Here is a 12,853-nt window from a genome sequence, read left to right as displayed (position 1 = left end):
ACTACAATACACCAACCACCCATATTCTTGATATGTGTAACGACAATAAACAAACCGTTCTCGACCTGCGCTACCTGCGTATGGCGAGCATCTGGGCCGAAAACAGCTACTGCGAACGCCGTAAGGTGGGCGCATTGGTGGTGAAAAACAAAATGATTATCAGCGACGGATATAACGGAACACCTAGCGGATTTGAAAACGTATGCGAGGATAGCAATAATGTTACCAAGCCATACGTGCTGCACGCCGAAGCCAATGCCATAACCAAACTGGCACGAAGCAACAACAATAGCGATGGCTCTACGCTATACGTAACGGCAGCACCTTGCATAGAATGCGCCAAACTCATTATTCAAGCTGGTATTAAACGTGTGGTGTATGGCGAGAAATACCGCCTTGAAGAGGGGCTCGACCTTCTTCGCAGAGCCAATATCGAAGTGATTTTCCTCAACCCTGATACAGAATGAATCCTAATAAACGTAACCGTTATATGCCCGTGCTCATGGCTGTATGCGTTGCATTCGGCATTGTGATTGGCACTTTCTATGCCAACCACTTCTCGGGCAATAGACTCAACATCATCAATTCGGGCAGTAACAGACTTAACAACTTGCTGCACATCATCGACGACCAGTATGTGGATAACGTTAACATCGACTCGCTGGTGGATAAAGCTATTCCACAAATTCTTTCCGACCTCGACCCGCACTCGGTTTACATCAGTGCAAAGGAGATGCAAGCTGCCAACGACGACCTTAAGGGGTCGTTCTCGGGCGTGGGTATTGAATTTAACATCCGTCAAGACACGCTGCACGTGCAAAACGTGGTGAAAAACGCACCCGCCGAAAAGGCTGGTTTGCTCGCTGGTGATAAGGTGGTGAGCATTGACGGAAAGCCTTTTGTGGGGAAAATTGTTACCAACGATGAGGCTATGCGCCGACTAAAAGGGCCGAAAGACACCAAAGTGCGCATTGGCGTGGTGAGGTTTGGCCATAAAAAACCACTGGAATTTACGGTCACTCGTGGCGACATCCCTCAAAAAAGTATCACGGCTAGTTACATGATTGACGAGAAAACAGGGTATATTCGTATCAAAAACTTTGGAGAAAGAACTTATCCCGACTTGCTCATTGCTCTTGCTAAACTCTCTACCGAGGGATGCAAACAGCTCATTATCGACCTGCGCGACAATACTGGTGGATACTTGCAGTCGGCCGTTCAGATGGCCAACGAGTTTTTACCTAAAAACAAACTCATGGTGTACACCCAAGGAAGAAAATCGCAAAGACAAGAATACCTGAGCGATGGTAAGGGGAGTTATCAGCGTTTCCCATTGGTTGTGCTCATCAATGAGGGCTCGGCATCGGCTTCCGAGATATTTGCTGGCGCCATGCAAGACAACGACCGCGCTGTTATTATCGGCAGACGCTCGTTTGGTAAGGGACTAGTGCAACAGCAATTGGGCTTCACCGACGGCAGTTTGATACGTCTAACCATCGCCCGTTACTACACTCCATCGGGACGATGCATACAAAAACCCTACACGGCTGGCGACGGTGCCAACTACGAACAAGACATTTACAGTCGCTATCAACATGGAGAATTTTTCTCACAGGATAGTATTAAGCACACCGGACCGGCTTATCACACGGGTATTGGCCGTGTTGTGTATGGTGGTGGTGGTATTACTCCCGATATTTTTGTGGCCGAAGACACACTGGGCGTTACCTCTTATTTCAAACAGGCAGTTATGAGCGGACTGATTTTGCAGTTTGCTTACACCTATACCGATAACAACCGCCAAAAGCTCTCTAAATTTAAAACGCTTAAAGAAATCACTGCTTATTTGGATAAACAAAATCTGGTGGAGCAATTTGCTGCATACGCCGACAAACATGGACTGCAAAGACGCAACTTGATGATACGCAAGTCGCATAAACTGCTGATGCGCTACATCAATAGCCGCATTATTTACAGCATACTCGACGATGAAGTGTGGACCGAATACCTGAACGAAGACGACCCCGTTATCGCTGCTGCAATGAAAGTGTTTAAAGAAGAGGCGTCGTTCCCAAAGCTCACACAAGCAGATAAAGCGAAAAGCGAAACCAAACAAAAACCAAATGATGGACAAAAAGGAGCTAAGACACGAAATTAGGGGGCGTAAAAAACAATTCAGCTCTCTGCAATTGCAACAGCTGTCGCTAGAAGTGGTGCAACGTTTGTTGGTGCATCCGCGAGTGGTGCAAGCTAATACGGTGATGTTCTACCACTCTTTACCTGATGAAGTGTACACCCACGAGGCCGTTGACCAATTGGTGCAAATGGGCAAACGGGTGCTCTTACCAGTGGTTATCGACGAGGAAAATCTCGAAATACGCCTTTATCAAGGTCCGCAAGACTTAAAATTGGGGGCTATGAACATTCTTGAACCCGCCGGAACGCCTTTCACCGACTATCAAGAGATAGAAACGGTGCTTGTGCCTGGCATGAGTTTCGACCCCCAGGGTAATCGCTTGGGGCGTGGCAAAGGTTATTACGACCGTTTTTTGGCACAGGTGCCACAAGCTTATAAAATAGGTGTTTGCTTTGATTTCCAAAAGGTGGAGCTAGTACCTACTGATGAAAACGACATCCAAATGAATGAAGTGATATAACACTGTGGGGCAGGAGGGTGACAGATAAGCACCACCCTGCCCCACTCCTTATTATATATAGCGCACACAAGCGTGGGCATGCGTCGCTATAATACGCACATTTTTCGAACCAACTATTTTCTTTATCTAGGCCTTTGGCGGCTTCTAGTCTAATTCTCTCCCGAAAAACACGCCCCTTTCAGAAATGTACCATCACATTTCGCCAATTTCTCTCATTCCATTTCCGCAAAAACTCGCGCCTTCCAGAAGTTTATTACCCCCTTTTTGCTACATTTTGCACAGCCTTACATGTGAAACGCAAAATCACTTTTATTTTAACGCTGTAAACACCATCTATCGTGTATGCAAATCTGTAATATGAAACTTTGCCAATTGAGCAAACTTGTTATAGTTCTCAAAAACACGAGTTGATGAACTATGCCTCTATTTGCAAGCCATACTGCGAAGAAACGTTTCACCCCAATCGGTGATAAATGTTTATCGCGATGCTTTATGTTGAGCGTTTATTGGTTTCTGTGTGCTGTATTCAAATTCAACCGGTAAGCACAGTATTGTTTTGTAAAATATTCAGCCAATAATTTAACACAAAAAGAGCCGTTTAAAATCACCAATTGCCATCTCCGAGCGAAAATTTTCGATTCTCGCGGAGGTTTGACTTGATAAAAAACCACCTAAATAGGCGATGGCTAGCAAAATATGTTTTCATTACAAAAACCGTATTTTTCACTACAAAATAGGCTTTTTAAAGCATAATCTTGTGCAAAATGCACCAAAACGCTGTGCTAACTCCTAGTAAACGCAGTGCTAACTCCTACTAAACGCGGTGCTAACTCATGCTAAACGCAAGGTAATATGCTGCTAAATGCAATACTAAATGGTGCAAAACGCAAAATTTGGAGCTACTTAAATGCGTACAAAGAATAAAAAAAAGCAAGTGAAATAAGCGAAAACAATCAAATAAAGCGACTTTTTACCTACTAAAAGCACTTATTTGGGCAGATAAAAATCGTGAGAAAATTCGAAAATAGAAAGGCAAAATGGTGCAAAACACCCATATTGTTTCCAAAATCGCGGTAGAAATAAATTCTAAAAGCTAGAAATTGAGAGGAAAAACATAGTTTTGGGCACATTTATTCGCTAAAAGGAGTTGCCCAAAAACGCACGCCTTGTAAAGTATTATTACTACATTTAACAAAAAGTTTAGGAGAATATATTCAAAACCCCATCAGCGCTCATTTAATACACCTTAATATCGGTAATAATCAACGCCCCCACCTGCTCGTTGAGGCGTCTCATCAGTTGCGTGCGCATCATTGAAAGGTCGTGACGCAAAGCGGGATTGGTGATTTTTACAAACAAAGTCTGATTTTTAATAAACCGCTCTGTGGTGTAACTAGCCACCATTGGCCCTGCAACCGTTTCCCAAGCATCAATCAAACGCTTTTGCTGCAATGGCGTTTCCAATCCCTCATCGCGCAAAAGCTTTAGCAAAATTTCGCCCAAAGGCTTCACATCGCGTCTAAACATTGTCGCCTCCTTTCTCGGTTATCTCACCGTTTTCAACATAAAAGAGTTTATAATCCGCTGCACCAGCCTGCAATATACGGTCGAGATGCTCGCGATTGGTATCGGTAATGAAAATCTGTCCATAGCTATCGCCCGAAACCAGTTGCACAATACGTTCTACTCGCTGGCTATCCAACTTATCAAAGATATCATCCAACAAAAGCAGTGGCGTGGTTTTAGAGGCCGTTCGTTTCAGAAAATCAAACTGAGCCAACTTCATTGCCAAGACATAAGTTTTGCTCTGTCCCTGACTACCCTCACGTTTGAGCAGATAACCGTCAATAAGCATTTCCAAATCATCGCGATGAACGCCATGCAAGGAATAGCCCACAGCACGGTCTTTGTGCCTATCCTTGCGTATAACATCAAGCAAAGAACCACGCTGGCAATGCGAAACATAGCGCAAAGAAACCTTTTCAGAGCCGCCCGATATACGTTGGTGAATGCTTTGAAACACCGGAATGAACTCCTCAACGAAAGCGGCACGCTTGACAAAAAGCGCTTCTCCCTGCGTGGCCATTTCTTCTTCCCAGAGTTCGAGCAAAGCCAAATCGGGTTCGTTTTCCATTCTTAACAAGGCATTACGCTGCTGCAAAGCTTTGTTGCAACGAGTAAGCGCATCTATATAAGAGGAGTCGTATTGAGCAATTACCATGTCCATTAAGCGTCGTCGCTCTTCACTCCCCCCATCAATAAGCGTGGCATCGGCTGGCGAAACAAACACTAAAGGTATCAAGCCAATGTGTTGCGAAAGTCTTTGATAAGCCTTTTTATTACGTTTAAATTGCTTTTTGGCACCCCGTTTCATGCCACAATACACATTTTCGTTGTCGCCCATCTCGTTGATATAGTCGCCTTCCACTACAAAGAAATCCTGGTCGTGCGTGATAAGCTGCGAATCAATGGGATTGTGTGCACTTCGACAAAATGAAAGATAATAAAGTGCATCGAGAAAATTGGTTTTTCCCGACCCATTATGCCCAATAAAACAATTTGTTTTGGGCGATAGCTGTAAATTTACAGCCCTCAAATTCTTATAATTGATAACCGAAATGCTATTCAAAATCATAATCCGAAACAATCATTTTAGCACACAGAAAAGCGTATTGGCTCACCCGCGATGCTCGAAACCATACCTCAAGGCCTAACAAAAGCTTGGCGTATCCATTCACTCAGAACCACCATCACAGCCCCCAAGCCCCCCTTGTTTGTGTAATAAACAAGAAAAAGCACAGTATAGAAAATCTAATAATTCATCATAGGCAAATTAAACAACTAGCCTTATCTATCATGCAAAGATACGCCATTTGGGTATGAAAAACGAAAAAAGTAGCGGATATGTTTCACTATATGAGAGAAAATAAGTAATTTTGCCAAACTTCTTAGAACAATAACAACGTTTAAATATAATGGCAGACAAAATTAAACAAGGCGTTGCCGAAACATTCGACGCATCGCAAAGCTCAGAAGCATTCTTCTCGAAGAACAAAAAAGTGATTCTAGGCGCCATTGCAGCAGTGGTAATCATCATTGCCGGCTTCTTCCTTTACAAGTCATTCGTGGCTGGTCCACGCGAAGAAAAAGCCAGTACGGCTCTAGCTAAAGGTCAAGAATACTTCAACTCTGAGCAATTCGACAAGGCCCTGAACGGCGACGGAGCCGGATATGTGGGCTTTGCACGCATTGCCGACGACTACAGCAGCACCGATGCTGGAAACCTAGCCAAGCTTTACGCTGGACTTTGCAATGCAAATTTGGGCAAATGGGAAGCAGCTAGCAAATTCTTAGACAGCTACTCGCCTGCTTCAGATGCAATGGTTAGTCCTGCTGCTGTAGCAGCTTTAGGTAACGCTTACGCAAACTTGAACCAACTGGACAAGGCTGTTGACAACCTGAAAAAGGCCGCTAAGATGGCTGATAGCAAAGATGCCGATGGCGCTAACAGCAGTCTTTCGCCTCTGTTCCTTATCCAAGCTGGCGAAATTTTGGAGTCACAAGGCAAGAAAGACGAAGCTTTGACTCTTTACCAAGACATCAAAAAGAAGTATGTTAACTCGATGCTCGTACAGACATCAGAGATAGACAAATACATCGAACGCGCTTCAACAAAATAATGGCTACCGCATTACACAACCTTTCGGAATACGATTTTACGAAAATTCCCGATGCTAGCAACATGTGTATTGGCATCGTTGTGTCTGAATGGAACACCGAAGTAACTGGCGCTTTGCTTAACGGAGCTGTACAAACACTGGAAAAACATGGTGCATTGCCCGAAAACATCCACGTGAAAACAGTTCCAGGAAGCTTCGAACTGGTGTATGGCGCACACCAAATGGTGCTTAACGGCGGATATGATGCTGTTATAATCTTGGGTTGCGTTATCCGTGGAGAGACCCCACACTTCGATTATATCTGCCAAGGCGTTACCTATGGCATTGCCAAACTTAACGCCACAAGCGAAATACCCGTGGTGTATGGCTTGCTAACCACTAACGACCAGCAGCAGGCTCTTGACAGATGTGGCGGTAAATATGGCAACAAAGGCGACGAATGCGCCATTGTGGCCATCAAAATGGCTAAATTTTAAACCTAGCCTACAAACTTAAAACGAATAATCAACATCTATATATGGGCGGAACACAAGAAATGTTCCGCCCATATCGTTTTAAAATATTTAAAAAGAATGAATAGCTTTGCAGCAATCGACTTCGAAACGGCCAATTTTAAAAGGGAAAGCGTGTGCAGCGTGGGCCTTGTTCTGGTGGAAGAGGGTGAGATTGTAGGGTCGTATTACCACCTTATTCAACCCACACCTAATTATTTTGAAGACGTATGCGTAAGTGTTCACGGCCTAACTACTGCCGACACAAACGGACAACCCACATTTCCTGAAGTGTGGGCAGAGATTGCGCCACTGATAAGAAACAAGGCATTGGTGGCACATAACAAGGCTTTCGACGAGTCGTGCCTTAAAGCGGCCTTCGCTGCTTACGAAATGGAATATCCAGATTACCCATTCTTTTGCACCCTATTAACAGCGAGACGCAAACTAAAAGATGCTGGGCTAACCGACTTTAAGCTGCCCACCGTGGCCAAACACTGCGGTTACGAACTGGATAAGCACCACCACGCATTGGCCGATGCTGAAGCTTGCGCTGCCATAGCATTGAAAATACTCTGATTGGGAAATGCATTCCCAACTCAAACCACATAAAACTAGACAAGAATGAAACTACAACAACTCTTACAACGTTATCCATTCGACGACCTCATGCCTGTTGTCGCCGACATGTTCCCTGGCACAGGAAAGTATCGCACAGCTCTTCAACTGGGCTATAACATATTAATGGGAATGAAACCCGTGGCTTCAAAGAAGAATATTCGTTACAGAATAATGCCCGACCCCAACAGCGACGCATCGTTCATGGGAGCCGAAGACGCCGCTTTCGACACCACGTGGGAAGTGTGCTTGGGCAAAGAGGTGGTGAAAGAAAAGGGGGTTGACCTCACCGACATCGAGCTTGCCGCTAATTGCCTGGTAAACATCTGCCTTATTGGCCGACACCCTAAAGCCTTCGACGAAGCTTATCGCATGCTGATAAAGGAGTAAGGTGATAAAGCGTTAAAGAAAAGATGATATCCATTGTCTTTTGGCGGGCTTAGACAAACAAAATGGGGCATTTATGGCAGCAATATCGCTTACCATAAATACCCCATTAAGGTATTCACACTTTGACGTATCTCGCCATTCTATTTCTTCTTCAAGCGTGCAAATTCTTTTTTAGCCTTTTCAAGTTGTTTACGAAAACCCTCATCGGCATGCAAACGGGCCACTGCTCCACTAGCAGCAACGCGCGCAACGTCGACATCGCTCTGGTAATGATAGCCTACAATAACCCTACTCTCACCATATTGATAACCACGTTCCAAGATTTCGTCTTGGCGTTCGGGATTAATCTCGGCCAATACTAAGGCCATAGCCCATCCACGAGCGGTATGCCCTGAGGGGAAAGAACCCGTTTTACGCAATTCTTCTTCATCAGCAGGCACGCCTGTTGGTTCTCCAAACTGCACATAAGGTCGTTTGCGCATATATTTTTTCTTTGCAGCGCGCACCGAAAGACTACCGTCGTTCTCCACACGCTCCATTAAATAATACAATTCGGGAGCAGTTTGTTTGGTGATTAACATGCCAAAAGCCTCTGAAAAGCCTTTAAGCACCGAGTCGACCTCGACATACGCATCATAAACGGCCTGTTTTCCACGCTCAGTGTTACGCATCGACTTGCCCCACTGATAGCGATTAAAGTCTTTTAGATAAGCAATGCTCGAAGTATCGGGCGGAGCTGGAATAAACTTAGTGGCATTGGGCAAGTCTGTTTTTTGTAGAAACGATGGCCATCGTTCCACTTTCTGGGGCGCTTGCGCATTAGAACAAAGCGTAGCAAGCAGCGCCACAAAGATTAAAGCTGTTTTTTTCATCTTAGTTGTGTATTTATCTTAAACTATAAATTGACTTTACCCAACACTTGTTTGATAACTTCTGGGAAGTGAGCTTGCTCTAAAAGATGCACCTTTGCTGCGATATCATCGGGCGTATCGGCACTCGTAAGAGGCGTAGAGAACTGCGCCACAATCTCTCCACCATCACAAACATCGCTCACCCAATGAATAGTGATACCTGTTTCTACTTCTCCTGCGACCTTCACCGCTTCGTGAACATGGTGTCCATACATGCCTTTACCGCCATATTTGGGCAATAAAGCAGGATGAATATTGAGCATACGTTGACGGAAAGCCGAAACTAGAAAAGTCGGAATCATGAGCAAGAAACCAGCCAAAACAATAAAATTGACATCGTGTGCATGAAGTAAGTCCATCACTTTGGCCTCGTTATTAAACTCGCTTTTGGTTAAAACAGCCGTTGGCACATGGTGATTTTTGGCCCTTACCAGTGCATAAGCATCTGGTCTATTGCTCAACACCAATGCGATATGCACGTTGGCATCATTAGCAAAGTAGTTAATGATGTTCTCGCAATTGGTACCACTACCCGAAACAAAGATGGCAATGTTGGTCATAGGTTTTGTATTTGCGTTATTGTTGTCGTTGTTGAATGTTGTATTGAGTACCAAAGAGCACTCTATTATCCTCACTGCAAGAGTAATTTGTCTAAAATTAAACAGTAAAAGCCTACAGCAAGCAGCCTATCTAGACTTTAATCCTCGTCTTCTTCATCGTCGTCGAACCCAAACATCACAGGATCTACAAAGGCATCTAAGGCTCTTCGTTCCTTCTTAGTTGGTCGGCCCGTGCCATGTGCCCTATCAATAAAGCCACTAATACGGCTCATCTGCAGCAGTTCGTATTGTTTCGGGTCGGTAACATTTTCATAAATTTCGGGCAACAATTTAGCGCCCACACGTTGTTCAATGGCCTTAAGAACCTTAAACGAATAGGTAACAGGTGGTTTTTTCACACTCACCACGTCGCCTTCCTTGATGGTTCGACTTGGTTTCATGTTCATTCCATTAAATGTAACCCGTCCGTTTTTACAAGCGTCGGCCGCTATCGAGCGGGTTTTGAATATCCTTGCGGCCCACAGCCATTTGTCAATTCTTGCCTCGTTCATAGCAAAGTGTTATGCATTCTTTTTGTTAAACTGGTTCATTGTTATGGTTATTCCAGCCAATGCAAAGCTTTTGATTATCTCAATGCTTCGTTCAATTACTGGCTGTAAGGTTTTCTGTTCCTCCTCATCATATTCCCCAAGCACCCAGTCTACCTGCCCACCGCGTGGAAATTCGTTACCAATACCCACGCGCAAACGAGCATACTGCGGTCCGATAAGCTGTTGAATATGGCCCAATCCGTTGTGTCCACCATTGCTTCCATTCCCTTTAAGGCGCAAAGTGCCTAGGGGTAGAGCCAAATCGTCTACCACAACGAGCAAATTTTCTTGCGGGATATTCTCCTTATCAAGCCAATATCGCACGGCGTTTCCGCTAAGATTCATAAACGTAGAAGGCTTAAGCAAGAACAGTTTACGACCTTTTACCATTGTTGAGGTGATAAAGCCATAACGTTTATCCTCAAAAACAATATTGGACGCTTTAGCAAAAGCGTCCAATATCATAAATCCAGTATTGTGACGGGTAGCCTCGTATTCTCTTCCGGGGTTTCCCAAGCCTACAATTAAATATTTCTCCATTCGGTAAAGGGCATCTCAAAGCCCATTTTCATATTACTTAGCGGCGGCAGCAGCAGCGGCAGCAGCGGCACGTGTCATCTTAACTGTACAAACGATAACATCTTTAGGAGTTACCACTTCCAAACCTTCGAACGAAAGTTCTCCAGCTTTGATGCTCTTACCGATACCCAATGCAGTTACGTTAACGTCAAGTTTCTCAGGAATTTGCTTGTAAGGAGCCTTAACAACAAGCTTACGGATAGACAAGCTAAGACGTCCACCATCGCGAACACCTTGAGCCAAGCCCACGAGGTTAACAGGAATACCGATTGAGATGCTCTTTTCTTCGGTGATTTCGTAGAAGTCTACGTGTAGCAGAGCGTCTGTTACGGGGTGGAATTGCAACTCTTTCATGATGGCAGTGTGCTTTTGGCCATCGATATCCAAGTTTACAACATAGATATGGGGAGTGTAAACCACTTTACGAAGGTCGGCCATTGGAACGGTAAACGAAAGAGCTTCGGGCAATCCATCAGCATTTTTCTTTTCGCCATAGAGGTTACAGGGAATCAATCCCTCTTTTCTCATTTCCTTAGAAGCCTTTTTACCCAGGTTGCTTCTGCTCTTACCTGCTACATTAATTTCTCTCATAATGTGTTACTCTAAATTAAGTTATTATTAAATGCGCTTAATTCGCCATCACACGAAATATCAATTTCACGATTGATGTGCTTCAAAAAGCGGTGCAAAGTTACGATTTTTCTTTGTATTACGCAACGTATAGGTCTTAAAAGTGCTGTATTTTGTGTGATGACACAGCCTTTTTGTATGCTTTTTTACTTGCTTACGCGATTTAGTCGCATTCCGCAGAGCATTCCATTCATGCTTCCAATCAGCGAAGATGCAGTTTTGAGCGAAGTATTTCCGCTATAAGCGCCTATGGTTTTGAGATAAGTAAGCAGCTTGGAGGCATCCATAACGATAAGCAAGTCGTTGCCATCCACCTGTGTTGTACCAACAAGTTGTTTCACTTGACCAGCATATTTAAGCACCACTTGTTGGCCTTTAATGGTGAAAGTGCCACTAAGTTTGCGACCTCCGATAGTCTGCGTAAACGTGCCTTTGGTGGTAAAGTTCATCGACATAGCACCTTTTTTAATACCCACTTTATTGAGTTGCGTTTCAATTTTCTTCTCTATGGCACTTGCCATCAGTTTTCCGCCCGCTTTTTTCAGCAGGTTATCACTCATAAACACCACAGCAGGTTCGGTATAAGCCCAATCGCCAGCTAAGTCTTCTATTGTTGCCACTTTCTTACTTGAGAAAATTGAGGTGATTCCCGATACCAAATCGTCTGTAGAACCGCCATTAGATAGCACCTCGGCGCCATTCTGAAGTATTTTTCCAAAGTCTATCTGGGCATATGCTTTGTTGCCCATTAGCGACATAGCAGCTATGGCCATGCCTGCAATCAATTTTATTTTCATTTTTATACTCTAATTTTTTTGTTCTGCAAAGGTACACAAAAATGCGGGAAAACAAAGTTTGGGGAATAACATTTCTAGGGTAACAGGGAGGCATAAGATAACTAAGAAGCCTAAGATAGCTAGCGCTACAAGGATGCCTAGGATGCCTAGGATGCTTAGGATTACTAGGATTACTAGGATTACTAGAATGCCTAGGATTACTAGAATGCCTAGGAGAATCAAAAAGAACCTCTCACTCTTCCAGCTTCCCCTTCTCCAACTCTGCTTTCAGCCTTTGCACTTCGGCCTTTAATTGTTCGTTCTCCGTTTTCAACCTCTCCAACAATTCGTCTTGAGCCTGCCTATACCCCGTGCGAGCAGCGTGCATACGTTCTTTAATGCCGCCCTGTTCCACAAACCGCTTCTCTAATACTTTCAGATAACTGCACATCATCTTATCCGTGATGTGGCAAAGCGTAAGCAGCGTATTGCAGAACTCCTCTGCCGTCCATTTGTTGGCGTAAGGCAAATAGCACTCTGCCTTGTTGTTTGCCCTGCAAAATTTGAGCATCGAGTTGTAGCGAGGATGCGCATTGTCCCAACAAGTAAGGCCACGCGTATGCACAAAATCTTCATAATCTTCGCGCAACTCGCGAAGTGAACCACGAGCCACATTAAGCAGTTTAAGTTCCATCTCTGTCGAAGTATTGCCGTCTTCAATTCCCTCGACAATGTTTTGCTTACTCGAACGCGCGGCCTGAACCATTTGGTCTACGGTACGGTCGCCATACTTAGGTAAAAAACGCTTGCAGAAGATATACGTTAGCTGGAATACGACATCCGTCTTCTGATAGAAGTGCAAGTCGGTGTATTTCGTGTTTCTTCGCAGTACGTCTTTTGCTTTTTGTTGTTTTTCTTCTGGTAGAAAGGTCATAGATTAGGTATCTTATATTGTCATGGTGAAAAACAAA

16 protein-coding genes are annotated in these 12,853 nt (G+C 44.2%); 7 read left to right on the top strand and 9 right to left on the bottom strand.

Annotated elements, in window-relative coordinates:
* The first annotated feature begins 32 nt into the window (after window positions 1-32).
* Genes QME03_RS01920 through QME03_RS01910 form a run of 3 tightly spaced genes read left to right on the top strand, consistent with a single transcriptional unit; the run spans window position 33 to window position 2,657 of the window.
* On the top strand, window positions 33-467 hold the full coding sequence (locus QME03_RS01920) for a deoxycytidylate deaminase (RefSeq protein ID WP_025815470.1): 435 nt from the start codon (window positions 33-35) through the stop codon (window positions 465-467).
* Entirely contained in the window at window positions 464-2,158 is a 1,695-nt protein-coding gene (locus tag QME03_RS01915; RefSeq protein ID WP_110370094.1) for a S41 family peptidase, read from the top strand. Before QME03_RS01920 ends, QME03_RS01915 begins: the two co-directional genes overlap by 4 nt.
* Window positions 2,127-2,657: a 5-formyltetrahydrofolate cyclo-ligase gene (locus tag QME03_RS01910; protein ID WP_273113503.1), complete on the top strand. Its 531-nt coding sequence runs from the start codon at window positions 2,127-2,129 to the stop codon at window positions 2,655-2,657. Before QME03_RS01915 ends, QME03_RS01910 begins: the two co-directional genes overlap by 32 nt.
* A gap of 1,236 nt (window positions 2,658-3,893) precedes the next feature.
* On the opposite strand, the gene QME03_RS01905 is transcribed toward QME03_RS01910, so the two are convergent.
* Together QME03_RS01905 and recF are read right to left on the bottom strand one after the other, a co-directional pair.
* On the bottom strand, window positions 3,894-4,184 hold the full coding sequence (locus QME03_RS01905; RefSeq protein WP_025815468.1) for a DciA family protein: 291 nt from the start codon (window positions 4,182-4,184) through the stop codon (window positions 3,894-3,896).
* Window positions 4,177-5,292 carry a DNA replication/repair protein RecF gene (gene recF / locus QME03_RS01900; protein ID WP_281723294.1) on the bottom strand — a complete coding sequence of 372 codons (1,116 nt, stop codon included), beginning with the start codon at window positions 5,290-5,292 and terminating at the stop codon, window positions 4,177-4,179. Before recF ends, QME03_RS01905 begins: the two co-directional genes overlap by 8 nt.
* Before the next feature lie 340 nt (window positions 5,293-5,632).
* Between recF and QME03_RS01895 the strand changes: the two genes are divergently transcribed.
* The 4 genes from QME03_RS01895 to QME03_RS01880 all read left to right on the top strand — a co-directional run bounded on the left by QME03_RS01895 (window position 5,633) and on the right by QME03_RS01880 (window position 7,836).
* A complete protein-coding gene (locus QME03_RS01895) occupies window positions 5,633-6,337 on the top strand; it encodes a tetratricopeptide repeat protein (RefSeq protein WP_273113478.1) in 705 nt (234 codons plus the stop codon).
* Window positions 6,337-6,813 carry a 6,7-dimethyl-8-ribityllumazine synthase gene (gene ribH, locus QME03_RS01890; protein ID WP_025815465.1) on the top strand — a complete coding sequence of 159 codons (477 nt, stop codon included), beginning with the start codon at window positions 6,337-6,339 and terminating at the stop codon, window positions 6,811-6,813. The genes QME03_RS01895 and ribH overlap by 1 nt, the downstream gene beginning before the upstream one ends.
* 96 nt (window positions 6,814-6,909) lie before the next feature.
* Window positions 6,910-7,407, top strand: a complete 498-nt coding sequence (locus QME03_RS01885; RefSeq protein ID WP_273113481.1) for a 3'-5' exonuclease — start codon at window positions 6,910-6,912, stop codon at window positions 7,405-7,407.
* Window positions 7,408-7,452: 45 nt separating this feature from the next.
* Entirely contained in the window at window positions 7,453-7,836 is a 384-nt protein-coding gene (locus tag QME03_RS01880) for a hypothetical protein (RefSeq protein ID WP_025815463.1), read from the top strand.
* Between the two features lie 140 nt (window positions 7,837-7,976).
* Here the strand turns inward: QME03_RS01880 and QME03_RS01875 are convergent, their stop codons facing one another.
* The 7 genes from QME03_RS01875 to QME03_RS01845 form a co-directional block, all read right to left on the bottom strand.
* Window positions 7,977-8,708 carry an acid phosphatase gene (locus QME03_RS01875; protein WP_281723293.1) on the bottom strand — a complete coding sequence of 244 codons (732 nt, stop codon included), beginning with the start codon at window positions 8,706-8,708 and terminating at the stop codon, window positions 7,977-7,979.
* Window positions 8,709-8,731: 23 nt separating this feature from the next.
* Window positions 8,732-9,307 (bottom strand): phosphoribosylglycinamide formyltransferase, encoded by a 576-nt coding sequence (gene purN / locus QME03_RS01870; RefSeq protein WP_273113487.1) that lies wholly within the window; start codon window positions 9,305-9,307, stop codon window positions 8,732-8,734.
* Between the two features lie 137 nt (window positions 9,308-9,444).
* On the bottom strand, window positions 9,445-9,858 hold the full coding sequence (locus QME03_RS01865; protein ID WP_273146657.1) for an RNA-binding S4 domain-containing protein: 414 nt from the start codon (window positions 9,856-9,858) through the stop codon (window positions 9,445-9,447).
* A 9-nt stretch (window positions 9,859-9,867) separates the two neighbouring features.
* Window positions 9,868-10,437 carry an aminoacyl-tRNA hydrolase gene (gene pth, locus QME03_RS01860; RefSeq protein ID WP_281723292.1) on the bottom strand — a complete coding sequence of 190 codons (570 nt, stop codon included), beginning with the start codon at window positions 10,435-10,437 and terminating at the stop codon, window positions 9,868-9,870.
* 33 nt (window positions 10,438-10,470) lie between these two features.
* On the bottom strand, window positions 10,471-11,067 hold the full coding sequence (locus QME03_RS01855; RefSeq protein ID WP_025815458.1) for a 50S ribosomal protein L25/general stress protein Ctc: 597 nt from the start codon (window positions 11,065-11,067) through the stop codon (window positions 10,471-10,473).
* Window positions 11,068-11,252: 185 nt separating this feature from the next.
* Window positions 11,253-11,903, bottom strand: a complete 651-nt coding sequence (locus QME03_RS01850; RefSeq protein ID WP_281723291.1) for a lipocalin-like domain-containing protein — start codon at window positions 11,901-11,903, stop codon at window positions 11,253-11,255.
* Between the two features lie 232 nt (window positions 11,904-12,135).
* Window positions 12,136-12,816, bottom strand: coding sequence for a four helix bundle suffix domain-containing protein (locus QME03_RS01845; protein WP_281723290.1), 681 nt, complete (start codon window positions 12,814-12,816; stop codon window positions 12,136-12,138).
* Window positions 12,817-12,853 lie beyond the last annotated feature (37 nt).

This window comes from Hoylesella shahii (assembly GCF_937990675.1).
Taxonomy (GTDB): domain Bacteria; phylum Bacteroidota; class Bacteroidia; order Bacteroidales; family Bacteroidaceae; genus Prevotella; species Prevotella shahii.
The sequence above is the reverse complement of the archived record's forward strand: the minus strand, read 5'-3'. Positions and strand labels throughout refer to the sequence as shown.